At 57.2% G+C, this 25,123-nt stretch carries 22 protein-coding genes and 2 pseudogenes; 16 read left to right on the top strand and 8 right to left on the bottom strand.

What is annotated here, in order from left to right:
- Positions 1–28: 28 nt before the first annotated feature.
- A pseudogene (locus tag FTO60_RS17315) lies at positions 29–219 on the top strand (hypothetical protein); the annotation flags it as partial.
- 147 nt (positions 220–366) lie between these two features.
- Here FTO60_RS17315 and FTO60_RS17320 read toward each other — a convergent pair.
- Positions 367–1,344: an IS110 family transposase gene (locus tag FTO60_RS17320; protein WP_148057291.1), complete on the bottom strand. Its 978-nt coding sequence runs from the start codon at positions 1,342–1,344 to the stop codon at positions 367–369.
- 275 nt (positions 1,345–1,619) lie between these two features.
- On the opposite strand from FTO60_RS17320, the gene FTO60_RS17325 reads away from it, so the two are divergent.
- The gene (locus FTO60_RS17325; RefSeq protein WP_148057292.1) at positions 1,620–2,348 is read left to right on the top strand and encodes a DUF736 family protein; all 729 of its coding nucleotides are present in this window, start codon (positions 1,620–1,622) and stop codon (positions 2,346–2,348) included.
- A 90-nt stretch (positions 2,349–2,438) separates the two neighbouring features.
- Here FTO60_RS17325 and FTO60_RS17330 read toward each other — a convergent pair whose 3' ends face one another.
- From FTO60_RS17330 to FTO60_RS17345, 5 genes are read right to left on the bottom strand one after another with little or no spacing between them, the layout of a single operon-like run.
- Positions 2,439–5,768, bottom strand: a complete 3,330-nt coding sequence (locus tag FTO60_RS17330) for an error-prone DNA polymerase (RefSeq protein WP_368074280.1) — start codon at positions 5,766–5,768, stop codon at positions 2,439–2,441.
- A complete protein-coding gene (locus FTO60_RS17335) occupies positions 5,671–6,936 on the bottom strand; it encodes a DNA polymerase Y family protein (RefSeq protein ID WP_368074278.1) in 1,266 nt (421 codons plus the stop codon). The genes FTO60_RS17330 and FTO60_RS17335 overlap by 98 nt, the downstream gene beginning before the upstream one ends.
- A complete protein-coding gene (locus FTO60_RS18070) occupies positions 6,894–7,295 on the bottom strand; it encodes a hypothetical protein (RefSeq protein WP_368074279.1) in 402 nt (133 codons plus the stop codon). The genes FTO60_RS17335 and FTO60_RS18070 overlap by 43 nt, the downstream gene beginning before the upstream one ends.
- A complete protein-coding gene (locus tag FTO60_RS17340) occupies positions 7,222–7,809 on the bottom strand; it encodes an ImuA family protein (protein WP_148057294.1) in 588 nt (195 codons plus the stop codon). The genes FTO60_RS18070 and FTO60_RS17340 overlap by 74 nt, the downstream gene beginning before the upstream one ends.
- Entirely contained in the window at positions 7,799–8,479 is a 681-nt protein-coding gene (locus FTO60_RS17345) for an SOS response-associated peptidase (protein ID WP_148057336.1), read from the bottom strand. Before FTO60_RS17345 ends, FTO60_RS17340 begins: the two co-directional genes overlap by 11 nt.
- 662 nt (positions 8,480–9,141) lie before the next feature.
- Here FTO60_RS17345 and FTO60_RS17350 point away from each other — a divergent pair.
- From FTO60_RS17350 to FTO60_RS17380, 7 genes are all read left to right on the top strand, one after another.
- Positions 9,142–10,071 (top strand): DUF2493 domain-containing protein, encoded by a 930-nt coding sequence (locus tag FTO60_RS17350; RefSeq protein WP_148057295.1) that lies wholly within the window; start codon positions 9,142–9,144, stop codon positions 10,069–10,071.
- A 373-nt stretch (positions 10,072–10,444) separates the two neighbouring features.
- The gene (locus FTO60_RS17355; protein ID WP_148057296.1) at positions 10,445–10,708 is read left to right on the top strand and encodes a hypothetical protein; all 264 of its coding nucleotides are present in this window, start codon (positions 10,445–10,447) and stop codon (positions 10,706–10,708) included.
- A 276-nt stretch (positions 10,709–10,984) separates the two neighbouring features.
- Entirely contained in the window at positions 10,985–12,001 is a 1,017-nt protein-coding gene (locus tag FTO60_RS17360) for a GSU2403 family nucleotidyltransferase fold protein (protein ID WP_254696979.1), read from the top strand.
- Between the two features lie 429 nt (positions 12,002–12,430).
- On the top strand, positions 12,431–12,637 hold the full coding sequence (locus FTO60_RS17365; protein WP_148057298.1) for a hypothetical protein: 207 nt from the start codon (positions 12,431–12,433) through the stop codon (positions 12,635–12,637).
- Between the two features lie 571 nt (positions 12,638–13,208).
- Positions 13,209–13,790 (top strand): helix-turn-helix domain-containing protein, encoded by a 582-nt coding sequence (locus FTO60_RS17370; RefSeq protein WP_148057299.1) that lies wholly within the window; start codon positions 13,209–13,211, stop codon positions 13,788–13,790.
- The gene (locus FTO60_RS17375) at positions 13,777–16,020 is read left to right on the top strand and encodes a relaxase/mobilization nuclease domain-containing protein (protein ID WP_148057300.1); all 2,244 of its coding nucleotides are present in this window, start codon (positions 13,777–13,779) and stop codon (positions 16,018–16,020) included. Before FTO60_RS17370 ends, FTO60_RS17375 begins: the two co-directional genes overlap by 14 nt.
- 8 nt (positions 16,021–16,028) lie before the next feature.
- A complete protein-coding gene (locus tag FTO60_RS17380) occupies positions 16,029–18,020 on the top strand; it encodes a type IV secretory system conjugative DNA transfer family protein (protein ID WP_148057301.1) in 1,992 nt (663 codons plus the stop codon).
- Between the two features lie 599 nt (positions 18,021–18,619).
- On the opposite strand, the gene FTO60_RS17385 is transcribed toward FTO60_RS17380, so the two are convergent.
- A complete protein-coding gene (locus FTO60_RS17385; RefSeq protein ID WP_138925349.1) occupies positions 18,620–19,327 on the bottom strand; it encodes a VIT family protein in 708 nt (235 codons plus the stop codon).
- 182 nt (positions 19,328–19,509) lie between these two features.
- Here FTO60_RS17385 and FTO60_RS17390 point away from each other — a divergent pair.
- Together FTO60_RS17390 and FTO60_RS17395 are read left to right on the top strand one after the other, a co-directional pair.
- Positions 19,510–20,852 (top strand): IS3 family transposase gene (locus FTO60_RS17390; RefSeq protein WP_148057338.1). Its coding sequence is split into 2 segments (ribosomal slippage): positions 19,510–19,836 and positions 19,839–20,852, totalling 1,341 coding nucleotides; the frame shifts between segments, so codons are not numbered across the junction.
- 71 nt (positions 20,853–20,923) lie between these two features.
- A pseudogene (locus FTO60_RS17395) lies at positions 20,924–21,990 on the top strand (IS3 family transposase); the annotation flags it as partial.
- A 188-nt stretch (positions 21,991–22,178) separates the two neighbouring features.
- Here FTO60_RS17395 and FTO60_RS17400 read toward each other — a convergent pair.
- Positions 22,179–22,436, bottom strand: a complete 258-nt coding sequence (locus FTO60_RS17400; protein WP_148057302.1) for a DUF3467 domain-containing protein — start codon at positions 22,434–22,436, stop codon at positions 22,179–22,181.
- A gap of 361 nt (positions 22,437–22,797) precedes the next feature.
- Between FTO60_RS17400 and FTO60_RS17405 the strand changes: the two genes are divergently transcribed.
- From FTO60_RS17405 to FTO60_RS17425, 5 genes are read left to right on the top strand one after another with little or no spacing between them, the layout of a single operon-like run.
- Positions 22,798–23,106, top strand: a complete 309-nt coding sequence (locus FTO60_RS17405) for a hypothetical protein (RefSeq protein ID WP_148057303.1) — start codon at positions 22,798–22,800, stop codon at positions 23,104–23,106.
- Complete coding sequence (locus FTO60_RS17410) at positions 23,070–24,257, top strand: TolC family protein (protein ID WP_148057304.1); 1,188 nt, start codon at positions 23,070–23,072, stop codon at positions 24,255–24,257. The genes FTO60_RS17405 and FTO60_RS17410 overlap by 37 nt, the downstream gene beginning before the upstream one ends.
- On the top strand, positions 24,257–24,448 hold the full coding sequence (locus FTO60_RS17415; RefSeq protein WP_148057305.1) for a hypothetical protein: 192 nt from the start codon (positions 24,257–24,259) through the stop codon (positions 24,446–24,448). The genes FTO60_RS17410 and FTO60_RS17415 overlap by 1 nt, the downstream gene beginning before the upstream one ends.
- Positions 24,430–24,765: a hypothetical protein gene (locus FTO60_RS17420; RefSeq protein ID WP_148057306.1), complete on the top strand. Its 336-nt coding sequence runs from the start codon at positions 24,430–24,432 to the stop codon at positions 24,763–24,765. Before FTO60_RS17415 ends, FTO60_RS17420 begins: the two co-directional genes overlap by 19 nt.
- The gene (locus FTO60_RS17425; protein ID WP_148057307.1) at positions 24,758–25,060 is read left to right on the top strand and encodes a hypothetical protein; all 303 of its coding nucleotides are present in this window, start codon (positions 24,758–24,760) and stop codon (positions 25,058–25,060) included. The genes FTO60_RS17420 and FTO60_RS17425 overlap by 8 nt, the downstream gene beginning before the upstream one ends.
- Positions 25,061–25,123: the final 63 nt, after the last annotated feature.

Consider the following 25,123-nt stretch of genomic DNA (forward strand, 5'->3'; position numbering starts at 1 on the left):
GCTTTTTGCCCCGACTAAGGAGCCTCTGATGAATATCGAAGACATCAAAACCGCACTCGATGCAGGTAAGACCGTGCATTGGGCCAACACTGGCTACGTCGTGCGCAAGGACCGTCTAGGACAATATCTGATCGTTTATTTGCCAAACGGGGCGCGATCGGTCTGACCAATCGTGCCGGAACCCAACTCAATGGTGCGGAAGGTGAGTTCTTCATCGCGGACTGTGAGATCGCCTTGCGGGGGCATCACTGCGAGGGTCAGTCAGAATAAATGGGAGGTGATCTATGCGGCACTGTCCCAATCCACAAATAGCGCGATTCCCCAACGGGAAGGTCGGGAGAAAGTTGAAAGCATCTGTCTTGAAAATCAAGGCCTGACTTCGCACCAAGGCCGATTTTCGCGAAGCAGAGTATTTGCTAAGATGAGCAGTTTCCGCATGACGGCGGTGATTGCGACTTTGAACGGCTTTCCAGCGTTCTTGAGTCTTTCATAGAAGCGCATCATTTCCTTATTCCAACGGATTGCGACAACCGCCGCCATGTAAACCACATCTCGAACCTGTTTCCTGCCGCCTCCGATTCTGCGTTGCCCGCGAAACTGCCCTGAATCTCGATTGATTGGCGCGACACCGGCGAGCGCTGCGATCTGGCGGGAGTTAGCTTGACCAAGTTCATCCAGCTCGCAGATTAAAGTCGCGGCGATTGTGGGTCCAATGCCTGGGATGGACGTTAGAATGTCGTACTTCTCGACCATCTGTGCGTCAGTCGCGATAAGTGCCAAAGTCTGTTCTTCCAAGTCTTTGCAGTGCCGCCGGCACAGGCGCACCCGCTCTTCGATCTGCGCACGAACATGATCTAGTTTGGTCTGTGACTTCTGTTGCTTGAGAATGGTGAGCTCATCAACAATCTGTCTCCGAGCAACAATCATTTCAGTAACTTGAGCATTTAGAGGTGATGGAGGCACTGAGGTTGGTGGTCGCGTGGCGTCACCGAACCGCGCGAGCATTTGCGCATCTATTTTGTCAGTCTTTGCCAATCGGCCAATTGATCTCGCAAAGTTTCGGCTTCGTGCAGGATTAGTAACAGCGGTATTGATGCCGGCTGCATGAAGTTGCTGATGAGCAAGCCAGTGATAACGACCTGTCGCCTCCAGAACCAATAGTTCGATCTGATGTTTACGGCATATTCGTAGCAGCAGCTCTACGCCTTTTCGATTATTTGGAACATTATGCCATTCGTTGCTTTGAAGGACATATGCGTCCAGCTGATCCTTGCTGACGTCCACGCCCATGACAGCAAGTTCTTCCGCTTTTTTGGTGGGTTTCTTTTCTTGTATACGGGACATCAATGACTCCCCTCCATCTGTTCAGAACCGGTCCAATAGAAAAGGGGCCGACCAAGCTTTCCAACGGTCCCAAGTGACCTTCAGGCTTTCGGTCCGGCCCCCCTGGGCAAGTTAGCAATTCCGTACCCAGTTTGCGACGTCCCGAACGAGGAAACGCTGCACCATTAAAGATACAAGCAGGCTTTCTGATTTGTGATCCCTCAAGGGGTCGAGAAAGCAATCTCGGATGGTCTGGCAAGACGTCGGGCCCCGATAACCCAAGAAGGATAAGACCCATGTTCGCAGGAACCCTTACCAAAAACGCCGACACCACCGCGGCAATCTTTACCGGCACAATTCGTAACACCAAGTTCGACATCGAGATCCAGTTGGAAACCCGCACCAAGATGTCAGAACGCAGTCCGGACTATGACGTCACCGCCGTCAATAAATCAGGCCGCAAGGTCCGCATCGGCACGGCCTGGAATGAGACCGGTAATACCAGCGGCAATCCCTATATCTCGATGCAGCTGGATGTTGGTCTTGGGCCGTTCCGCGTCAACGCCGTCCAGACGCAGGAAGCGCGTAAAGCCAAGAGCGAAGACTTCGAGATCATCCCGCTGGTCTCAAATGGGGCGATGAAGTCTGGCTCAATCTCAGGCGAATTGACCGCCATGGATGCTGACAATGCCTTCGCTGGTTACATCGCCAACATGATGTTTGATCTGGACTTTATGCTGATCGAGAATGACTACAAGACGGAAGAGACGCACCCAGATTACCGGATTGAGGTTAGCTCTCCAAAAGGAAAGCCGATCCGCGTTGGCTCCGCTTGGATGGCCAAGAGCAACCGGACGGGGCACGACTACGTCTCGCTGTTGATCAACACACCCGACGGCGATTTACGCGTCAACGCCGTGCAGAACGAGGAGCAGCGCGGTGGGCAGACGTTCTCGATCATCCCGTTTGTGCAGAGCGGAGATCAGCAGCCCGACGCAAGCGGTGGATTGTCACTGGTTGCTTGATCGAAGCGAAGCCATCGACTGACAGAACAGGGGAGTCGCGGCAACGTGGCTCCCCTTTTTCGTGTCTGTGCGGCTGAAAGGCACTCTACCCTAGTGAAAATCCCGGCTCGGGAAGAGCTTCTTTGCTTGTTCGCGTGGATGGCGAGCTGATGTCCTACCGTTGTTGCCAACTGTGTCGGTCGAACCTCCTTCGTGCCCATTGTCGGTTTCAAGTTGTGGTTTCCCCAAGGTTGCCAGCATCGGCGAGAGGTCTTCGATCCGTTCTGCAATTAAATGAACGACCAGCCCCTCACGTTCGATCCGACCTGTGACGCGCAACAGACGCCCCGCAATCACCGCTTTGCGGAACGTCTCATAGACCTTGCTCCAGACCACGACGTTGGAGACGCCGGTCTCGTCTTCTAGGGTTAGAAAGATCACGCCTGCCGCTGTGCCGGGCCGTTGGCGGGTGATGACAAGACCTGTCACGGTGACGCGGCCTGTCGCCGTCATCAATCGGTCATGTGGCAGACTCTCTGGTAGGCGTGGGCGCAGCAATTCCAGCGGATGCGCCCGTAAGGACAGGCGCAGCGACAGGTAATCCTCAATCACCTCTTGCCCGAGGGTCATGGCAGGCAGAGTGACCTCCGGTTCCACCCCACCTTCGCCGTCGATGCCAAACAGTGGCAATGGTTTTGGGGCACGCAAAGCGCGGGCCGCCCAAAGAGCATCACGGCGCGACAGGCCGAGAGCCGCAAAGGCGTCTCCCTCGGCGAGCCGTTCCAACGCATCTGGGCGCACCCCTGCACGTCGCCACAGGCTTTCGACATCTGGATAGCCATTGCCACGCGCCGCCGCAGTCCACTCTGCATCTTCTTCGCGCATACCTTTGATTTGGCGAAACCCAAGACGCAGTGCCAGTTTCCCATCCGCGCGGGGCTCCAGCGTGCAGTCCCACAGCGAATGGTTGACCGATACCGGCCGAACCTCGACGCCATGATCGCGCGCATCCCTCACCAGCTGGGACGGTGCATAGAACCCCATCGGCTGACTGTTCAGCAGCCCACAGGTGAACACTTCAGGGTGATGGCATTTGAGCCAAGCCGAGACATAGACCAGCCGCGCGAAGCTGGCCGCATGGCTTTCCGGAAACCCATATGAGCCAAAACCCTCAATTTGAGCAAAACAACGCTGTGCAAAATCTGCGTCATATCCCCGCGCCAACATCCCAGAGATAAAACGGTCCCGAAAAGCGCCAATGGTGCCCATGCGCTTGAAGGTGGCGAGCGATCGGCGGAGCCGGTCGGCTTCTGCCGCCGAAAACCCGGCAGCGACCACGGCGATCTGCATTGCCTGTTCCTGAAACAGCGGCACGCCGTAGGTGCGGCCCAGCACCTCCATCATCGCAGGGCCAAGGTCTTCGACCCTTTCCTTGCCCTGACGGCGGTTGATGAACGGATGCACCATGCCACCCTGAATCGGCCCTGGTCTGATGATCGCGACTTCGCAGACCAAATCGTAGAATGTGCGCGGCAGCATCCGGGGCAAAAAGTTGAGCTGCGCGCGGCTTTCCACCTGAAACACCCCGACGGCATCAGCGCGACACAGCATATCATACACAACCGGATCCTCTGGCGGCACATTCGCCAGCGTCAGCTGTTGCCCACGAAAATCTACCAGCAGCGCAAACGCTTTGCGAATACAGGTCAACATTCCCAAAGCGAGAATATCGACCTTCAGCAGGCCAAGCGCGTTGATATCATCTTTGTCCCATTCGATCACTGTCCGATCGTCCATCGCCGCGTTTTCAATCGGACAAAGTTCATCAAGCCTCCCATGGGTGATGACAAAGCCGCCCACATGCTGGCTCAAATGGCGAGGGAAACCGATAATCTCTCCAATCAACCGCGCCGTCAGCGTGACGCGGGTATCAGCAGGATCGATCCCTGCATCGCGCATCCGATCCTCGCCCGGTGCACTGGAGGACCAGCCCCAGATTTGACCGGATAGCCGCGCGATCACGTCCTGACTAAGCCCCATAACTTTGCCCACTTCGCGGATCGCGGCGCGGGACCGGAAATGGATCACCGTTGCTGTTAGACCTGCGCGGTGGCGGCCATAGCGTTCATAGATCCATTGGATCACCTCTTCGCGGCGCTCATGCTCGAAATCCACGTCGATGTCAGGCGGTTCACCGCGTTCTTTTGAAATGAAACGCTCGAAGATCAGGGTGATGCTTTCGGGGGGGACTTCGGTCATGCCCAGCAGATAACAGACCACGGAATTTGCGGCCGAGCCGCGCCCTTGGCACAAGATGCCTTTCGAGCGGGCAAAGGCGACGATGTCATGCACGGTCAGGAAATAGGAGGCATATTCCATCTCGCCAATTAGCCGCAACTCTTTCTCCACGCGTGCCGCGATCTTTGCGGGAGCGCCTTTGGGATAGCGCCAGTGCAACCCTTCGCGTGACAGCCGCGCAAGCCGGTCTTGGGCGGGTTCACCATCCTGCGCCTCATCGGGGTATTGATATCGCAGATCATCGAGGTGAAACGCGCACCTGTCTGCGATTTCCAGCGTGCGGCGGATCGCGGCGGGGTAGCGGTGAAACATCCGCGCCATTTCACTTGCGGATTTCAGGCGATGCTCGCCATTGGCCAGACGATGCTCACCGATACTGTCGATGGTGCAGCCGATCCGCAGGCAGGTCAGCACATCAGCTAGTGGACGCCGCGCCGAGCGGTGCATCATCACCTCACCCACCGCAACCATTGGCAGGCCGGTGGTTTGGGAGAGTTGCCCCAGCAGGTTGATCCGTATCTGATCACGTCCGTCGTAAAGTGGTGCCGCTCCGAGGAAACACTGACCGGGAAAAGCCCGCGACAGAGTGCGCAGCTCACCGGGCACATCAATCTTGGGCGTGCCTTCCAATAGATCGGGTGGCAGGGCAATCAGCACCATTCCAGCGCCCCACTCCAGAAGGTCTTTGCGCGTCAGGTGGCATTGGCCCTTCTCTGCCCGTCGTTTGCCAAGCGAGAGAAGCCGGGTCAACCGCCCCCACGCGGCCACATCCGTGGGCAGCGCCAGCCAGTTGATGGCGCTGTCGGTCAAGACAATCCGTGTGCCGGGGATCAACTTTGGCAGAGGTGTTTCGGGCGAAATTTGTGGGCCGTTTTCGCGCTGGTCCGGTTTCATCGTCTGGCGGCTGGAATGATCGGTGACCTGTTGGGAGCGGATCGCAGGGGCGTTCGCCTCTTGTCCCATGCCCGGCAAATCTTCGTCCCGTATCCGCTTGAGTTCTTTCAACGCAGAAAATGCACGCACCACGCCAGCAACCGAATTGCGGTCAGTAATGGCGATTGCGGCAAGCCCCAGTTCGGCGGCACGTATGACCAATTCCTCGGGATGAGACGCACCACGCAGAAACGTGAAGTTGCTGGTCACACACAGCTCGGCATATCCGCTCATGCAAACTCCCCTTGGGCATACCAGTTTTGCGCGTCCCGCGCGGGCCAACTTGATGCCTGTGGGGTATAAAAGAGCCACAAGCGTGGCCCCTCAAGGGTCTCAACCCGCCAATAGTCGCGCAGACCGCTGCGCCAAGCCGGATCATCAAACCACCATTCAGGGGCGATCCGTTCCGGTCCGGTGACGCGCAACGTGGTGAACTGCATGTTCCGCCAGCGGAAACGCGCAGGTGGTGTCCTTGGTTGACGCAGCGCCGCGACAACGACAGGTTCAGGTGGAAATATGATAATCGGGCGCTCTGGCCCTTGTCGGCGTGGCGGGGTCTCGGCTTTGCTATAGGCGGCGGGAGACAGCAGAAAGCTGCGCTCTGGTATCTTGCTTTGGGCCGGAAGCAGGCGCAACACACGATCAAAGCCCAGCCGGTTACCGAGGCGCGAGAATAGATCAGCCAGTGCATCCTCGTGTCGCAAGGTTGGGCCGCCGCCCAATTGCTCGGGGGGAGTGCTTCAGTTACGTGCGCAGTCAGGCGCATCGCATCGATGCCAAACCCCGCTTCGACCTCATCAACACCTTTGGCAAAGAGCGCTGCAATTCGCGCAGGGTCGCGCATCGCGCGGGCAAGGCCGATCTCGACTTGTGCTGTTTCCCGATCCACGCGGCGCAGTTCCAAGCGCAATCTGCGTGCGCCCATATGATGCAACGCGAGTTTTTCGCAGAGGCGATCCAGCAGGCGTGAGAGGCCCGCCATCACATCCGCCTGCAGGCCGATTGGTTCGGGCAAAGTCATGCGCACCCCGAAATGTGGAATTGCTGCCGCAGGTGCAACAGGTTCGGGTTGCACGCCAAGCGCCTGATCAAGCCGCATCACCAGACCTTGACCAAAACGACGAGCCAAAGGCGCACGCGGTTGTGTAATCAGATCGCTGATGCGGTTAAGCCCCATGCGGGCCAGCGCCTCGGCTGTTTTGCTATCGATCCGCAGGGCAGAGACTGGCAGGCGGCCCATCCTCTCGATAAGCTCACCTTCCAGGATGTTCCCGCCGCCATGGCGGGCCAAGGCGTGCGCCGCGCCACGGGTTTCTGTAATGGCGCTGGCAACCGTCAGACCGGCGCGTTCCAACCGTGCATGCAGATCGTCGCGCAATTCTGCCTCCCACCAAACAGGTGCGGCACACCGGTGATATCCGCGATCAGCCCGTCTGCACCATCCACCGCCACCATAGGCGCATATCGGCACGCCCATCGACGCAGAGCGGCAAGTGTCGTTGCTTCGCGAGGCAGGTCAGCAGGACGGGTGATGAGATCAGGGCAGATCGCGCGGGCGTCAGCCTGTGCTATGCCGCGGTGCAGACCTCGCCGTTCGGCCGTAATATTGAGACAATGCACATGGTCCGTGTTGCCTGACCGATGGATCAGAGCAAACGGCCCCTCAATGGGGCGTCTCCGCAGGCTCGTGTCGCTCGCCAACCGCGGAAACCAGATTGAAAGCAGTCGTCGCGCCATTCCAATACACTGTCCAGCTCTCTAATGTTCCCTTTTTGTTCTTACTAAGAGACCAGCGATGCGGAGTCGAGTCCTCAGTTTCTTTTGGAAGGGGGCTACAGTGCCAGCGTGTCTCCGCCGCATTGCTGCCTGCACCTTCACGAATTAGCATCAGTCCGGTGGTTTTTCCTGTTTCGGCGGCCAGTTGCAGGCGTCGACCAGCGAGGAGAGATAAAGGCTTGTCCGGCTCGGCTATCACCAACCCAACAGGTGCGGCACGCAAGGCCTCCTCAATCGACCAAAGCAAATCCAGCTCGTTCTGGGGGCGGATCACATGCAGTCGGTCCCCGACACCCTCAGGCAGGCCGCGCAACATCGGAAGATGTTGCGCATGGGCGGGAAGTACCCAAATCAGTGGCCCCGGATGCCGTGCCGCCTGAAACAGCGCAAAGGTCCGGCGGCCAAATCCTTCGGCCTCATGCACCCGCCGTGCCGCCAGTGCGAGCGGTTCGAGTGGTGCGGGATCAAGCCGCATCTTCACGCACACCTTCGGCGACGATTTTGAGCATACCATCTGGCAGCGGGCGCTGTAGTTGCAGAGCGTCTTCAGTCGGCGCAGTCAGCCATTGGCGCCATTCTTCGGGCTGCGTCAGGATGACAGGCATCGCTTTGGGATGGATTGGACGCACCTCTGCATTCGGAGAGCAGGTCAGAAACCCGAACAGGTCTGCTGTTATTTCGCCTTCCTTCAATTTGCGCACAGAGGTCCACTCGGTATGCAATCCGGCAAAAAAGGCCAGCGGTCGATCCTCGTTCAGCGCAAACCAGACCGGCGAATTGCGCGGTGCACCGGGCCGCTGATCAAGTTCGGAAAAGCTGGTGAAGGGCACAAGACATCGATGTTCTACACCAAGCCAGCGCCGCCAATGCGGTGAGGTAACATTGCGAATATTGGTCACGCCGGGATCGGTGCGCTTACCTTCCAAGAATTTTGCAGGCGTCGGCATCCCCCAGCGTGCCGCTGATAGCCGCCAACCGCCAACATCGTTGGCTTTGATGATGGGTGCCGCATAATCCGGCCAGATTCCGGTCAGCGGGGGCAAGTTGCCAATCGTGTCCTCCAATTGGTCGTCGCCCTCCAGCACGTCGTCAAAGAGGTGGCGCATCGCGTCCTGGCTTTTGGTTTGGGAATAGAGATTGCACATGAGCGGGGCTTTCAGGAATCTGGATTGATCGAATAATCTGGAACATTGCCAGAACAAGCAGGTCTTGGAAAGCCATCTTAGCTCGGCAAAGTCCGGCAGACTGCTCATGCGGCACTGTTTGCCTGACGGCCTCACCTGCTCGGCTGCGCGTGTCGCAGTTGAGCACAGGCCGCTGGCCTGTCGCGCATGCGGCCATGCGGCCTTACCGCGGCGGCGCACTTGGCGTCCCAGTTTGCCCGTCTCGCGAGCACGTCGTGATCCGGCCACGCCTGCGGTTTCCACTCTGGTCTGTTTTGCTAAAGCAAAACGATCCCGCCGCTCCATCCGCCTGCGTGTCCCGCTCCCGCCGCTTGCCTGCTCGCGTCGTGCAAACCTCGCGTCAAAACACACACACATGACTGTGGAAGCATATCCTCCGGATGGCCCCCAAATCAGCCCGCCTCAAGGATCGCAAAACTTTTCGGCGAGAGTTGGCTGTGTGGAGAGGTCAGTCGCGCGCGTGAGGTTGCGCTTGTTGTGAGCACGGCGCTTGGAAAACTTTTGCGCCCAGCAAGCTGGCGGCTGCGCCGTCCCTGACCCGGACAGATTCGGTGAACCAGAAATCGGCCATGCCCCCACAATCACGTGGTGGTCATCAAACTCAAACATCTGGAGATGAACACATGGCCTACGATCAAGCGACAACATACGAGACAATCGAACTCTTCGGTCTGACGGAGAAAGATGCACACCTACCAATCCCGCAGGACGATATCCTGAAAGACAGCATCATTCGCGAAGCATTTGAGACCCTGCTCGGGCAGTTACGCAACACCGGACTTGAGGGAGAAATCGAACCCCTCGCCCACGGGCTGGCAACAATCCTGCAGCGCCGCAAGGTGGCCCTCGGCAAAGAAGTCGACCGCACAGCTGACAAGATCGGCGCACTGGCAAAATGCCACGATGGATCAGAGATCGCAGAAACAGCTCTGGAAGAGGCGCAAGCGCGCTTCGTGCAATTGCGCGAGATCGTGGACGCCATCGAGACGATGGGGGAGGCCGCTGCAGAGTGCTACGAGGTCGAGACTGGCAATGCCTTTATCCCGGCATCGGGATCGCGCGCCAGCGTTCGGGCGCAAGAGACGGGTGCCGTCTTCGAGGCCAAGCAGCTTCTCGAACAGCATGATCGTGAGACCGCCGCCAAGTCAAAAGTCGAAGGCGTGCCGCTGATCGTGTCGGGGTCAACCGACTGGACCGACATCGACGTCATCTTCCGCACACTCGATAAGGTGCGGGAACGCATCAAGCAGAACCGCAATCAGGATATCTTCCTCTGCCACAAAGGCGGCAGGCATGGGGCGGAAATGATCGCGGCGCGGTGGGCGCGTGCGCGGGGCATCAGCCAAGCGCGCTTTGATCCGCGCTGGTCCGCACACGGACGTGCAGCACCGTTCAAGTGCAACGATGAGATGCTGGACGATAAGTTCGCCGCGACGGGGGTTGTCCTCTTCGGCGGCAACGGGGTCGCGCTGAACCTCGGCCAGAAGGCCGAAGCGAAAGGACTGACGGTGATGCGGGTCGCAGATCCAGCGAAGACATCGGGCGAGGCATAAGTCAGAGAGGGTCACCTTCGGGTGGCCCTTTCTTCGTTTGCACCGGCAGTGTGGTGAGTAGGACAATCGCCGTGAATCGATCCTGCTTTTGCTGGAACGCGAGATTGCGGGTCATCCCGACCAGATTGTGGGGTCCCAAACTGAAAAATGATCATCATGCAGAACATTAGACAGGCACGGTGTAACCTGTGCGAACCAAACCTTCTGTGATACATTAGGCAACTTTGACCTTCACGTTACGACCCAGACCCAATAGAAAGATGCACAAAATGGGTGGACTGAACCGACACCAGATGGCTGACGAATTCGCCATAAGCCGAGTTATACTCCAAAGCGCATGCGCCGAACACAATTCCGGGAAAGGTGTAGATTGATGACGAATTCATTGGCCGATAGCAAGATCGAGGCACAGATTCTGGCGCTGGCCAAGGAGCGGCTCTCGATGGTGAAATATCATGCAAAAAGCGATGAGATAGAACAAGTATTCATGATGTATCAGGGGCTGAGCACATTGGTCGAATTGGCTATGCCATCGGACTCTGCCCTTTCTGAAGGCACAAGGAAAGCGCTTCAAGCCTGTGAGAGTGAAGGCTCGCGTCTGTGTGGGACTTTTGTTTCCATGAAAGACACTTTGTAAGCCGATCACCGGTCAGCGACGCATGACGTTTGGGCCACAATTGACTGACAGCCTGCGGCGGAGTTATCCAGAAAAGCCGCCGTATCGTGTCAAGTATGTGCGACGCTCAACGCCCTCGCTTCAATCTCAGTGAACTAGACTGATGGCGAATGTGGTGGGACGGCTCATTGCTGTGTTGGAGATTACACATCGTCGCAGCCTTTCTCTCGATCATGCCTAGCAAATTTTTATTTTGATAGGTATATCCATGCCAAGCAAAACTTGGAAATGATAGGCATGATCTCTCTCAGCAGTATCGCGATGAGCGCATATACCGACCTGGTACGGCTTCTGAAGGACGACGCACTGTCCGGAGTTGACGGTAAACCGACACTTAAGCAGCGCGGCGACAAAGGGTATTGGTATGCGGCGCGCCGTGTTGGGACGGACATGCGGTTCGTCTACATTGGCGAAGATACCGAAGAAACGCGTGTGCGTATTGAGCGCATTGAAGATTTACGCGCGACCGCGAAGGAACGTCAGGCCGAGCGGTCGCGGCTGGTCCGGCTCTTGCGCGCAGAAGGCATGACGCCAACTGATCGGGCAACCGGCTCCATTCTTTCGGCTATGGCCGCTGCAGGGACATTCCGGCTGGGCGGCACCATCGTCGGGACAATTGCGTTTCGGCTTTATGAGGGTGAACTTGGTTTACGTCTGCCTTTGGGGGGAATGGCCAACACCGGCGACATCGACATCGCTCAATTCGAAAAGCTCAGTGTCGCGCTGGAGGATCAGGTTGACCCTGGGTTGGCTGACACGTTCTCGGCGTTGAAGTTTGTTCCTTTGCCGGCGCTTGATCAAGGGCGGACATGGCGATGGGCGCAGGGCGGCAGTGGCCAGTTGGTTGAATTCCTGACACCCGCCTTTGGGGATGAGACTATTCGCGATTTACCGGCTCTTGGTGTGAATGCGCAAGCGCTGAACTACCTCAACTTTCTAATCGCTGAACCGATCCATGCGGCGGCGATCTATCGATCTGGCATTCTGGTGCAGGTACCGCGTCCGGAGCGATATGCGATCCACAAGCTTATCATCGCAGATCGACGGCGAGATGGGGCAGGCAGCCTCAAGTCCGCAAAAGATCGCGAACAAGCGGCGTTTCTGATTGCGGCGTTGGCTGAGGATCGCCCCGATGATCTGGCCAGAGCCTACAGTGCTGCGCTGGAGGTCGGCCCGCGTTGGCGTGAGCGGATTGGCAATTCTCTGGGCCGCATGCCGGAGACGCGAGACATTCTGGACAGCATCAGCACGTGATCACTTCTCAAGTAAGTGCCGCCTGACAGCATCCCATCTCCAGAGGATTGCTTGGGGTTCGGCAGCAGTAACATCACCAGCTCTTGGACCGCAGATACGAAAACGTGCATGATGCTTTAGAACAGCCCATTATCCGACTTGGGCAGCAGAACAAATTCCACACGTTGCATCAAAGCGAACCCGACCTTCACCTCTATCGAGATCAACGAGAACTGTGGCGACTGCGATGTGGGGGCACACATTTGGGTCTCTTCTTTTTGCTCATTGATGTGGATCGCACGGGGTCGGACCGGCCGTTCCCTACGCTGTGCTCCGGCAAGCACAAATACGGCTTCCACGCCTTAGGCGCGGACCCTCCGCATTTGCGCTTGCGACCGGTCCTGGTGCCCCCGTGCCCAAAAGACCACATCGCAAAAAGGAGAGACCCAAATGACCAACCACTACGTCGCAACAGTTCCCGTCAAATACACCGATGGCGAAGGCCAGGAGCGCACCCGCTTCCAACGCGTCGGGGCTATGTTCCGCAACACCCGCAACGGGGATGGCTTGGAGTTTTTCAGCCTCAAGCTCGACTTCCCCGTCGGTGTCCAAGAGCTGGTGATGTTCCCACCAAGCTCAAAGGAACCCCAAGAGTAAATCCTCCCCGAGATTGGGCCGCCCTCAGGCGGCCCAATCTCTGCTCCAGAGATCGCTGTGCGGCCGGTTGAGACCCCGGCCATAGGCCGCGGTCACGGTTGCCGATGACAGGACTGCGGAGCAGTCCTGATGGTTTCTGCTGAGGTTGAAGAAGCGCGGTGACAGTGCTGCCAGCCAGCCTCAAGGGGGCCATCCCCAAAAACCTTTCGGCAAGAGCTTTCAGGTTTTTGCGGCAGAGAATTGGCACGCCAATTCTGGCTTCCCTTGACCCTGACTGTCTGCCCTGTCGGTTGAGTTCTGTCCCGCCCCTTCGTTTCTGTCCGAACATTACATGTTCAGACAGACCTCAGGCGCGGGTCCTGTTGAGACGGCTGACGTTGTCGCAAGCGGCTGGTGTTGGTTGGCGCCCTCTCGGGCGCGGCCTCGCACCTGCGGTGCTCGGCGTGAAACGGAATACAAGGCTGCCTGCGCCCTTAATCACCGTAAGTATATTATTGACAGATTAGTATAGTTTCGTATGGTGGGTGCAGCCTTGTATGAAGGTGGCAGGAAATAGGGGGTCTTTCTTCGCATGTCTCGCTCAGAACGTCTCACTGATGCGCAACGCATGGAGATCGTGCGCGAAGCCGCCAACGGCGTGCCTACGTCCGTGCTTGCGGAGCGGTTCGGAGTGACACCGCGGGCAGTGCAATACACGGTGAAGAGTGACGCAGAACGCCAGCGCGATACCGCCGTGCCGGTCTTGGCGGTGAGTGTGAAAGTAACTCCAGAAGAGATGGCAGCATTCGATGCGGTGCTGGCGTCAGCGGGGATCGAGACCCGCTCGGAAGGGCTGCGCCGCTTGATGCAAGCGGCAGGTGGCACCTTTGTGGCGGACGCATCGATGGCGGCAGAGATGGCGCGTTATCGCGCCTCTTTGAATGACGTTGGAAACGGTGTCGCCCAGATTGTCAAGCAGATGCAAAAGGCCAATCGGGCGGGGCAGGGATCTGGTGCAGAGTTCTCCGAGTTGCGGCTTGCGCAAATGCGCGGGCTAGCGCGGTTCATTCTCGACAGTGCAGACGAGATTGACCTGCTGGTGCGCCGCCGTCGCGATGCGATGCAGCTGGACGCGACAGCCGCTCTGAGGGAGTTCGCCCATGCAGCGGAATGATGCGGTTGGTGCCGTCACCGGAGAGATATTTGAGGATGGGTGGAGCCGGATCCGGGGCTCGATGCAGGGTCTGCATGTGGCCAAGCAAAAGCAGATGGTGCGTGCTGCTGCTGGACATCGGGCAGCTGTGTTCAAGGCGATCCGGGGTGGGGGCACGCACACCAAATCACAGCTCGCAAACCAGCTCGAATATCTTACGACAAAGTCCACCCACATCGTCGACAGCAGCGGGTTCCTGGATGGCAAATCCAAGCTTGAGCGCGGCGAGATCAAAGACCTGACAGAGCGCTTTGCCAAGCGCTGGAGCGCCGGGTTCAAACCCAAGCTGGGGCAAACCACACATTTGTTGATGTCCTTCCCAATTGGCACACGCGGGGAGGATGTGCGCGACATCGCGACCGACGTGGCCGAGCGGTTTTTCCAAACCGATGAGGGGCACTTTGATTACATCATCGCCGTGCATGAGGACCGTGACCACCCGCATGCGCATCTCGTTTTGAACCGCCGCTCGCAAGAGGGCGAGTTCTTCTATTTGGCGCGCAATCATCGGTTCAACTATGACGACTTCCGGCTGGCGATGGTCGAAGAAGCGGAAAAGTATGGCGTGCGGTTGGAAGCCACGCGGCGGGTGGATCGCGGCGAGGTGCATTACCCGGCCAAGACCCGCGAGGTTTATGCCGCCAAGGAAGAGGGCAGGGTGCCCCAAGAACGGGAACGCGTTAGTAAGGATCTGACCCGGACGCTTGCCGAGATCGCGAATACCAAGATCGTATTTCACTCGCTGGCAGCGGAAGCGTCTTCCGAGAACCGCGCAGATATTGCCCAAGTGCTGTTCCGTGCCGGCGAGGTACTGGCGAAGGGTGGTCACGTTGAAACCGCAGGAGGCATTTACATGGCCGAAGACGAAACGTTCGAGGATCTGCGCAGCCGTTGCGCGGAAAAGGTCACTAACATCACAGACCTGATCGCGGCAAAGCCGGATGCGGAGCGGCCCGCGCTGGAGAAAACCCTCAACGCCATTCAAGCGCGGGTGCAGCATATGCAGCCGCTCGGGTTGCGGTCCAATTCCCTCTCGGAGGGTCCGTCAGAGGGTGGGGTTTATTCTGAAGCCAATATTCAGCAAAGCGAACTGGAGCGTCTGTCTGAGCCACGGGTGCGCGCCCGCGTTGATGCAGCATTGCGCGGCACGGGGATCAGCACAGCGCAGGTTGTGGCCCGGATGGAGACAGGGGCACAGAACGCGGCTCTGGAACATCAATGGATTGCGGATGATCTGTCCAAGGTGGCCGAGGCGAAGGATCTGAACCTCGAGCGCCGTGCGGATTTGGAACAGGCGCGGGATATCCTCAATGATGTACATGTGCAGCTGGGGACCATGCTGGAGCGGGAAAGTGTGCTGCGCCGTGACGGGGTCATTGAAGAAGCCCGCGAGGTTCAGGCGCATGTGACTGATGCTCAGATCGAAACCGCTGCCAATGCCGTTCGCATCGAGACTCGGATTGAGGCCGGGACTAAAGATCGGGACGAAGCGGTGATCGAAAGCCGTGCCGTAGAGCGTTTGGAAGACGCACAGCGGGACTATCTGCGCGACCATCCAGAGCTGATTGCACGCCCGACCGATGTGATCCGCACGGATGAAGAGGGCAGGGCGGTGATCGTAGATCGGGCCGCTGCAGAGCGGGTTATCATTGAGGTTGAAGCGGCGCGGTTGGGCGCACACAGCAGCACGCCAATCTCGGTTTCCGTCACGCGCGACCTACAGGCGCGATATCCCGATATGCCCGAGCAATTGGCGGATGGTCTCGGCGACACATACGAGCGGGTTTATGAAGCGCGCGACGCTGAACGGGAGGAAAACCTTACGGAGCGCGAGACGGACCGGAATGAAACGCCCGAACTGTCCCGTGTTCTCGTCCATGAACGGGCAGGGGAATTGTCGTCGCCCTTTGAGACCGAAACCGAACGTGAGGCCTTCCGCACCGAGGTGGCGCGGGTTTTGGACGCGGCGCAGCTGGATCGTCTGAACGATGGCGACAGCGATGCTTTGGAAAACATCATCGAAGATCGCCTCGACCGTCTCTATGCCGCAAAGGTCTATTTGCAATCGGATGCGGCAACGGCAAACTCGGAGGCGTTGCGACAGGTTGTCGATGAGCTGGCAGATGTTGAAGTCGAGAGACACCGCGCGGCGGACGTGGACGGCGAGACAGAGCGGGGCCAGGTCCATTGAGTGGATCCATGGGCAAGGCTTGGATTGCTATCGGGGTAGTTCTGGTCACTTTGGTGGCGGGTGCGATGGGCTACACCATTGCCTCGGCTGTGCTGACCTTCAAGGCACTTGGGTTCAGCGCCGATATCGATTTTGGATATATCGCGCAGAATTACCTCTGGATCAGAGACAGACGGCCTGATGATTTCCAACTGATCAATCTGATCATCGGCGGTGCTGCCGTCGCGGGGCTGATGATGAGCCTTGCCCTGTCCGGATCGGCCCTTACTCGTTTTGGTCAGACCCACTGGCAAAAGCGCGGTGAGATGAAAGCTAACGGGTTCTTTGGAAAGCCTGGCACCGGGTTTATTCTGGGCAAATTGGGCGGCCCAAAGTCGCGGGCCCGCTACATCACCTCTAAGGTCTTTCCACATGCGCTGATCGTGGCACCAACCGGGCGAGGTAAAACCACCGGCTTTGTGATCCCGAACCTGCTGACATGGCAGGGGTCTGCCGTCACGTTGGATGTAAAGGGCGAGTGTTTTGAGGCGACAGCGCGACATCGTGCGGCCCAAGGTGACAAGGTCTACCGCTTCGCGCCCACGGACTGGGAAGGCAAGCGGACGCATCGCTACAATCCGCTTTTGCGCATCTATGAGCTGAAAGACCCCGCGCGGCAGCAGATGGAATTGCAGTTACTGGCGACCCTGTTCCTGCAAAGTGACAATGATCGCGTTCAAGGGCTTTTGAAGGGAGGAATTGATCTGTTTGTGGCTGCAGGCCTCTTGGCCTTCCAGCGCAAAAAGCCGAGCTTGGGCGAGATCTACCGGATCGCGGCCTCGGGGGGCAACAAGCAGAAAGAATATGTGGCGCGGGGCCACGAGATCGACAACAAAGCAGCAAAGCTGATTTTTACGCGGCTGGCCTCCACCAACAACGACACGCTGACCTCCTATGTCTCGCTTCTGATGACCTCAGGTCTGGACCAATGGCAGAACCCCGCGATTGATGAGGCAACGCAGGTTTCCGACTTTGATTTCCGCACGATCCGCAAAAAGCCAATTACGGTCTATCTCGTTGTCCAGCCCTTGATGGTAAAGCCGCTTGCGCCACTGATCCGGTTGTTTTTCTCAGACCTTCTCTCGGCGATGCAAGAGAAGGAACCGGGCAAAGATGAGCCTTGGCCTGTGATGATCATGCTCGATGAGTTCAACCGCCTTGGCAAGATGCCCATTGTGGTCGAGAGCATTGAAACCCTGCGCACGTATCGCGGCCACTTGGCGGTGGTGACCCAAACCATTCCCGCTCTCGATGAAATCTATGGTGAAAACACCCGCCGCGCCTTGCAGGGAAACGCAGGCGTAAAGCTCTACCTCACCCCGTCAGATGAAAAGACCATTGAGGAGCTGAGCAAGGCCGTAGGCAAGACGACCAAAACGGTGGTCACGCGGTCACGGTCCATTGGCAAGAATCCGTTCGAGGGGCGCAGTCAGTCCACACGGACGGAAGAAACGTCGCTACTGCCCGAAGATGAAGCCCGTCGTTTGCCGCTGGATGAAATTATCATGGTCGTGGATGCGCAGATGCCAGTACGGGCGAAACGGATCCAGTATTTTGATGATCGGCTGTTTGCGGCGATCCATAGCGCGCAGAAGGGTGAGCTGCCGTTTCCAGCGAGGGGTGGGGGTGGCGGTAAGGCGCACGGGCCAGATTCTTGCGGGTCAAAGCAGGGCCCGAGCCAAGCTGGAACGAGTGCGGAGCCTAATGCGCATTATGAGCGTCTACTTGGCTCAAAAGAAATCAGCTCAGGTATATCTGTGCCGCCCACCAAGAAAAGCTCAAAAGCTGTTCAAGCCGTTGTCGAAGAGGAGCAGCGGCAAATTGAAATGAGCTTTGCCGACCAGGTTGAGATGCAAATTGAGGAAATCGATGGTGGCGATAGAGATCGGCTCGATAATGTGGTGGATGATTTGGATGGGCTGGAAAGCCAGTTGAAGCAGGGGGAGGGTATCTCTGGTTGAGTGGGCTATGGCGCAGTTGAGCCCGCGGAGCAGGTTTGTGTTGAACCGGTCATTCGCCGCAGCTGAATTGAAGGCCCGCAGAGCGGACGAAGTGTGAATTCGCTGCGGTTGCACCAGCGGCAGCTTTGTGTCGAAGAAAGACCTTCAGATCGACTGCAACGCTGCCTGTTCCAAAAACGGTCCATTTGGTCATTCCATCCGCGCCCACGTGGAATCAGGCGCTTGGCTATGACAAAACTCCCCTAAAAAACCGTCGCTGTTTTGGCAGGTTTTCGACCTTCGTTAGGGGTGGCTGATGACGAAGGGGGCAGAATCCTACGGTAAGGTTTAAGCAGCCATTGGTGATCTACGCAGCGAAGGTGTCAAAAAAGCCCATCTTGCCAGAATGCTGTTTCGCAGCGAATGGCGGCTGTCGGAGTTCAGACAAGAATCTTCATTAGCCGCTCAGGTTTTAGGCGTGGTCTTTGGTAGCAATGGAATAAAACGACAGCCGCTTCATAAACTAGTATTTAGGAACGGTCAAAGTTGGAAAATATCCGAACAATAGGATTCTTTCTGGAAGTGTGGCAACTGCGTGCTTACAGTTAGTCCGCCTAAAGCTAAACGCTTACGCCAAATATGCTTCCCACGCCTGCAGTGATGGCCATAGCCGCCGCGCCCCAAAATAACACGCGGGCTGTTGCGCGTAGCTTCGGCGCGCCTCCAACTTGGGCTCCCAATGCACCCAGACCCGCAAGACAGATCAAGGTTGTGACAACGACGGTTGGAATGATCTTGTCACTTGGTGCAAGAATGGCGGCGGCGAGCGGAAGAGCTGCTGCAACTGTAAATGTAAAACCTGAAGCGATCGCGGCTTGTAATGGATTTGCCGTATGCACTTCAGACAATCCCAGCTCGTCACGCACATGAGCGCCCAGTGCATCCTTGGCCGTCAATTCTCGTGCAACCAACGCAGCTGTTTCGACGGTCAGCCCACGTGCCTGATAGATCGATGCCAATTCCGCTTCTTCCGCCTCTGGCGTATCGATGAGCGCCTGCTTTTCACGCGCGATATCGGCCCGTTCTACATCTGACTGCGAACTGACTGAAACATACTCGCCAGCGGCCATGGACATCGCGCCCGCTGCAAGTCCGGCAGCCCCTGCCAGCAGGATTGCGGTGGGACTGGGATCAGCTGCCGCGACACCTACGATCAGCGACGAAACTGATACAATGCCATCATTGGCACCTAGAACAGACGCGCGCAGCCAGCCAGCACGATTGATGTAATGCAGTTCCTCGTGTGCAGAGTCGTAGGGTAAGCTCATTCTTTTTCCTTTGAATTTATTGTTAAAGCGGCACGGAAGGTTACAGTGGCTGATAATCCACGTCCGGTTCGGTTTTCCAGATGCAAATGCCCCCCGTGTCTGACGTCAGCGCTTATGGGTCCAATTAGGCGTATTTGCTAAGAGAGTGTTTGTTGCTCATCGTAGCCACTGAGGAGTGGACGATGAGAAAGACAACGAAGAGCCCTGGCGAGAAGATCGTCAAAGACATCAAGCGCGCCACGCGCAAGCATTATTCATCCGAAGAGAAGATCAGGATCGTACTGGATGGGCTGCGTGGCGAGGACAGCATTGCAGAGCTGTGCCGCCGTGAAGGCATATCGCAAGGCATTTACTACAAGTGGTCCAAGGACTTCATGGAAGCCGGTAAGCGGCGTCTGGCAGGCGACACTGCGCGGGCTGCAAACACCGATGAGGTCAAAGAACTGCGCCGTGAGGCCAAGGATCTCAAAGAGGTTGTCGCGGAACAGACGCTCGAATTGCGTCTTCTCAAAAAAAGCATGACAGGCGATGGGGGCGACCACGAATGAGGTATCCTGCATCAGAGAAGCTGGAGATCATTCGTTTGGTTGAGGGCAGCCATCTGTCGGCGCGTCTGACACTGGCCAAGCTGGGTATCCCACGCACGACGTTCTACCGTTGGTACGATCGGTACCTGCAGCGCGGTGAGGCCGGATTGCAGGATCAATCCCCCAAGCCCAAGCACGTTTGGAACCGCGTGCCTGACGAGGTGAAGCGCAAGGTTGTCGACTTCGCCTTGCAGGAAACGGAACTGTCACCGCGCGAGTTGGCGGTGACGTTCACGGATCAGGAGCGCTATTTTGTCTCAGAATCCACAGTGTATCGGGTGCTAAAGGCGCATGATCTAATCACTAGCCCGGCCTTCATCGTCATCAAGGCAGCCAGCGAGTTCAAAGACAAAACAACTGCGATCAACCAGCTTTGGCAAACAGACTTCACCTACATCAAGGTTCTGGGATGGGGTTGGTTCTATCTCAGCACTGTCCTCGACGACTACAGCCGCTACATCGTCTCCTGGAAGCTCTGCACCAACATGCGGGCTGAAGACGTTACCGATACGCTTGACCTCGCATTGCAAGCATCCGGCTGCGACCAAGTTCACGTCGTTCACAAGCCACGTCTGCTCAGCGACAACGGATCGAGTTACGTCTCTGGAGATCTGGCGGAATGGTTGCAGGACAAAGGCATGAAGCATTCTCGCGGCGCGCCATACCATCCGCAAACCCAAGGCAAGATCGAGCGTTGGCATCAGACTTTAAAGAACCGCATCCTGCTGGAAAACTACTTCCTGCCGGGTGATCTTGAAGCTCAAATCGAAGCCTTCGTCGACCACTACAATCATCAGCGGTATCACGAGAGCATCAACAACGTCACACCCGCCGACGTCTACTTTGGCCGTGACAAAGCCATTCTAAAACAAAGGGAAAGGATCAAACGAAAGACACTCGAAGCGCGGCGCTTGCATCACCGACAGCACGCCGCATAATGAAACCAACCAGATGAGCCAAACTCTCACTTAGTTTAAGCTGCCATTGGTTCCAAAAACCCTGACGACGGACAGATCTCAAAGAGGTTGTCGCGGAACAGACGCTCGAATTGCGTCTTCTCAAAAAAAGCATGACAGGCGATGGGGGCGACCACGAATGAGGTATCCTGCATCAGAGAAGCTGGAGATCATTCGTTTGGTTGAGGGCAGCCATCTGTCGGCGCGTCTGACACTGGCCAAGCTGGGTATCCCACGCACGACGTTCTACCGTTGGTACGATCGGTACCTGCAGCGCGGTGAGGCCGGATTGCAGGATCAATCCCCCAAGCCCAAGCACGTTTGGAACCGCGTGCCTGACGAGGTGAAGCGCAAGGTTGTCGACTTCGCCTTGCAGGAAACGGAACTGTCACCGCGCGAGTTGGCGGTGACGTTCACGGATCAGGAGCGCTATTTTGTCTCAGAATCCACAGTGTATCGGGTGCTAAAGGCGCATGATCTAATCACTAGCCCGGCCTTCATCGTCATCAAGGCAGCCAGCGAGTTCAAAGACAAAACAACTGCGATCAACCAGCTTTGGCAAACAGACTTCACCTACATCAAGGTTCTGGGATGGGGTTGGTTCTATCTCAGCACTGTCCTCGACGACTACAGCCGCTACATCGTCTCCTGGAAGCTCTGCACCAACATGCGGGCTGAAGACGTTACCGATACGCTTGACCTCGCATTGCAAGCATCCGGCTGCGACCAAGTTCACGTCGTTCACAAGCCACGTCTGCTCAGCGACAACGGATCGAGTTACGTCTCTGGAGATCTGGCGGAATGGTTGCAGGACAAAGGCATGAAGCATTCTCGCGGCGCGCCATACCATCCGCAAACCCAAGGCAAGATCGAGCGTTGGCATCAGACTTTAAAGAACCGCATCCTGCTGGAAAACTACTTCCTGCCGGGTGATCTTGAAGCTCAAATCGAAGCCTTCGTCGACCACTACAATCATCAGCGGTATCACGAGAGCATCAACAACGTCACACCCGCCGACGTCTACTTTGGCCGTGACAAAGCCATTCTAAAACAAAGGGAAAGGATCAAACGAAAGACACTCGAAGCGCGGCGCTTGCATCACCGACAGCACGCCGCATAATGAAACCAACCAGATGAGCCCAAACTCTCACTTAGTTTAAGCTGCCATTGGTTCCAAAAACCCTGACGACGGACACGCCAGAGCTTTGCCCGTGGAGTGGCGAGACTGTACCGGCCTCTATGGCTTCGAGCGGGTCGAACATCGACGGCGCGCAAGGTCCATTATTTCGAAAATTACCCTAATTACCCCTACAGTTTCACTTCGCCAAACTGGTCTTCATAGGCTTTCATGGAATGCTGCAAGATGATTGCAAGGCGCTTTGCGGCAAAGGGGCTCATCACGACGCGTTTTGATAGCTGAACATCGACAGACTTGCGTTCAATATCCGTGCCCCGCCAGTTCTGATGGGTGCCAAACAGCAAAAAGAACTCTTCACGGTTGGCTGTGGCTGTGGCGATGTTGGCATAAATGCTTTCCATTTCGCCATCGTCCCAATTGATCGACATGCCATTGATGTGGTACCCTCAGTGCCTTTTACGACGTCTGTCTTGTCTTCTTTCGCCATTCTCATTCTCCCAAATGAAGGGCCCTTTGCTGCCAACACGTTGGGGTGCAAATGCCAGATAGTCTTTCCTAATCAATGTGAACGTTGCGACGCGCAATCACAAGCCAAACCCTGCGCATTGGGGGTGTGATGCAAATTTGCGATGCGGTCCTTAAAAACCTGCCGTGAACGTCAGTGGTCTTGTGTCGACAGCTGTTAATGTGTCTATCTGTGCCAGCGATGGGTGCGTTTACGGGGCTATATTTCGGCCAGAGTGACGTTTTGGGGGAAAGACAATTAAACGGTTTTACAACACTGCGGTGATGACGTTGGCAACGGCGGCCCTTTTTGGTTGCACAGATGCGCAAACCAACCGTGCCACATCGGATCGTCTGGCAGAATTGCGCAGCTTGGGTGTCGATCAAGAGGCTCTGGCCCAAGCGGATGAACGGCTCAACGCCGCCCTAAGCCGCGATGATGCAACGGGCGCGTTGGTTGCAGAATTTGCCGAAGATCCTGCCGTGGGATCAGGGCGCAATCGCTCGAATTTTTGTTGGGCCGGGCGCTGGATCGAAATACCGATATTGCCCGCGCGGTGCAAAACCTCAACCGTGCCGATGTTGCGCGGATGAATTCGATTTATGGCTACCTGCCGCAACTGTCAGCCAGCGCGACCTACAGCGAAATCGACCAAGAAGTCGTGCAATCTGACAACGCGGTCTTCAATGAGGGCACGGCGAACTATCCTGTCACGTCGCTGCGGGTGGATCTGGTGCAGCCGATCTTCAATCTCAGCCAAATTTTCAACATCCAGCTTCAAACCACGGCACAGACAGTGGCCGAAGTGGAATATATCGCGGCAGTTCAACGGGTCAGTTTTGACATCTTTGTGGCCTATGTGGACGCCGCCCAAGCGCGAGCAAAGGCGCGCAGTCTGACGGCCCGCGCCGCATTGTTGCGCAGCCAGATCGCGGCGGAAAACACACGGGTTGAACTCGGCCTCGACACAGCGGCTGTGCGCAACAATTACGCTGTAGAACTTGCGTCCCTGTCGTCAGAAGAAGCGATTGAACAGGCGCGGCTGGCGGATGCTTTGGCCGAACTGTCCCAACTGACGGGCACGACTGTCACAAATATCGACACAGTCACCCTGCCCTCTGGTATTCGCCGTGCAGAACGCAGCACATCTATTGCCGCGGGTATTGCGGCAGCAGAAGACGACAACCCTGCCTTGCTGGCCACAGCTATTTCCGTGGTCGAAGCGGAGTTAAGCCGCAGACAAGCCATCGCGGCAGATTTCGCACCTGTGCTTGATGCGTTTGCCAGTTTTGAGGATGAGACGCGCGAAGGATCTCGTTTCGGGGGTGGGTCCCAAACCCGCGACACAACTGTTGGTTTGCGCCTGACCATTCCGATTTTCAACGCCGACGGTCAAGGTTATCGCACAGCGGTCGAGACCGTTGATCTGCGCAGTTCCGCATTGGAATATTTCGCGATCCGTCGCCAGTTGCGCTCACAGATCACGTCGACCTATGAGCGGATGAGCAACTTGTCTGATGCCATCGCGCAGTCGCAATCCGCGGTGTCGCTGGCATCGCGCAATGTGACCCTCGAGCGCAACCGCGTGGCCTCGGGCGAAAGTACGGAACTGGCTGTGCTGAACCGTCAACTGTCGCTCAATTCCGCGCAAGACGCCTTGGAGTTCCAGCAGTTGGAGTACCTCAAGGCCTGGGGGCGCTATCAGTTTTTGACGGGCGCATCTTTGCAAGCGCGGGGCCTGTGATGGGACTGCGCTCTGCAAGCCTTGTCGTGGGTTTTGCCCTGTGCAGCACCCCTTTGGCCGCGCAAACCAGCGGCTTCGGTATCAATTGCACCATTCGTCCTTTGCAGGTTGTTGAAGTCGCGGCCCCGGTGCCCGGCATTGTCAGCGCGGTGCACGTGCGCCCGGTGATACGGTGGCGGCGGGCGATCTGATTGCAAGTTTTGATTCAGACCTGATCCAAGTTCAGCTGCGCGCAGCCGAAGCGCGCGCGGCGTCGACGGCAGGGCGCGATGCGGCAGAAGGGCAGCGTGCGGCTCTCGTGGCGCGGGTGGACCGGTTGGGCCAAGGTGTGGCGCGCGGAGCGGTCAGTCAGGCCGATCTGGAAGCAGCACGGTTCGAATTAGCGACCGCCATCGGCACCCTCAACCGTGAGACCGAATTACTGCGACTGGCAGCGCTTGAGGCCGAAGAAGCCCGCATTGCCTTGCAAAACCGAAGTGCGCAGCCCTGTGGCAGGGCAAGTGGGTGAAGACCTCATTGATGTGGGCGAAAGTCCGCAAGGGCGTCATGTTGCCATCATCTATGTGAACACGCCCCTTCGGGTTGAGGCCTTTGTTGCCACCCCCCTGCTGGCGGATTTTCTTGCCCGCGAGACGTTTGAAATTGTCGTCAATGGTAACACCAGCGCCCCTGTCGAAGTGACACCCGATTATGTCGCGCAGGTGGCTGATCTGTCGTCGGGCACCCAAAGTGTTTACTTCACGCTCACCTCGGATGAGATTTTGCCGGGCTATCAATGCCTGTTCCCGCTGGAGACAAACTAATGGGCGCGCCAATCCAAAAAGTTCTGCATGGGGCCGCGGTGCTGGGGTTCAGCGCAGGCATGG

The sequence above is a fragment of the Octadecabacter sp. SW4 genome (assembly GCF_008065155.1).
Lineage (GTDB): Bacteria > Pseudomonadota > Alphaproteobacteria > Rhodobacterales > Rhodobacteraceae > SW4.

Excerpts from the sequence above, each read along its gene's own strand:
- FTO60_RS17375 (WP_148057300.1), top strand. The coding sequence starts at position 13,777 with ATGCAGCGGAATGATGCGGTTGGTGCCGTCACCGGAGAGATATTTGAG.
- FTO60_RS17325 (WP_148057292.1), top strand. The coding sequence starts at position 1,620 with ATGTTCGCAGGAACCCTTACCAAAAACGCCGACACCACCGCGGCAATC.
- FTO60_RS17365 (WP_148057298.1), top strand. The coding sequence starts at position 12,431 with ATGACCAACCACTACGTCGCAACAGTTCCCGTCAAATACACCGATGGC.
- FTO60_RS17350 (WP_148057295.1), top strand. The coding sequence starts at position 9,142 with ATGGCCTACGATCAAGCGACAACATACGAGACAATCGAACTCTTCGGT.
- FTO60_RS17320 (WP_148057291.1), bottom strand. The coding sequence starts at position 1,344 with ATGTCCCGTATACAAGAAAAGAAACCCACCAAAAAAGCGGAAGAACTT.
- FTO60_RS17385 (WP_138925349.1), bottom strand. The coding sequence starts at position 19,327 with ATGAGCTTACCCTACGACTCTGCACACGAGGAACTGCATTACATCAAT.
- FTO60_RS17345 (WP_148057336.1), bottom strand. The coding sequence starts at position 8,479 with ATGTGCAATCTCTATTCCCAAACCAAAAGCCAGGACGCGATGCGCCAC.
- FTO60_RS17405 (WP_148057303.1), top strand. The coding sequence starts at position 22,798 with ATGACGTTGGCAACGGCGGCCCTTTTTGGTTGCACAGATGCGCAAACC.
- FTO60_RS17370 (WP_148057299.1), top strand. The coding sequence starts at position 13,209 with ATGTCTCGCTCAGAACGTCTCACTGATGCGCAACGCATGGAGATCGTG.
- FTO60_RS18070 (WP_368074279.1), bottom strand. The coding sequence starts at position 7,295 with ATGGCGCGACGACTGCTTTCAATCTGGTTTCCGCGGTTGGCGAGCGAC.
- FTO60_RS17400 (WP_148057302.1), bottom strand. The coding sequence starts at position 22,436 with ATGTCGATCAATTGGGACGATGGCGAAATGGAAAGCATTTATGCCAAC.
- FTO60_RS17360 (WP_254696979.1), top strand. The coding sequence starts at position 10,985 with ATGATCTCTCTCAGCAGTATCGCGATGAGCGCATATACCGACCTGGTA.
- FTO60_RS17340 (WP_148057294.1), bottom strand. The coding sequence starts at position 7,809 with ATGCGGCTTGATCCCGCACCACTCGAACCGCTCGCACTGGCGGCACGG.
- FTO60_RS17380 (WP_148057301.1), top strand. The coding sequence starts at position 16,029 with ATGGGCAAGGCTTGGATTGCTATCGGGGTAGTTCTGGTCACTTTGGTG.
- FTO60_RS17355 (WP_148057296.1), top strand. The coding sequence starts at position 10,445 with ATGACGAATTCATTGGCCGATAGCAAGATCGAGGCACAGATTCTGGCG.
- FTO60_RS17415 (WP_148057305.1), top strand. The coding sequence starts at position 24,257 with ATGGGACTGCGCTCTGCAAGCCTTGTCGTGGGTTTTGCCCTGTGCAGC.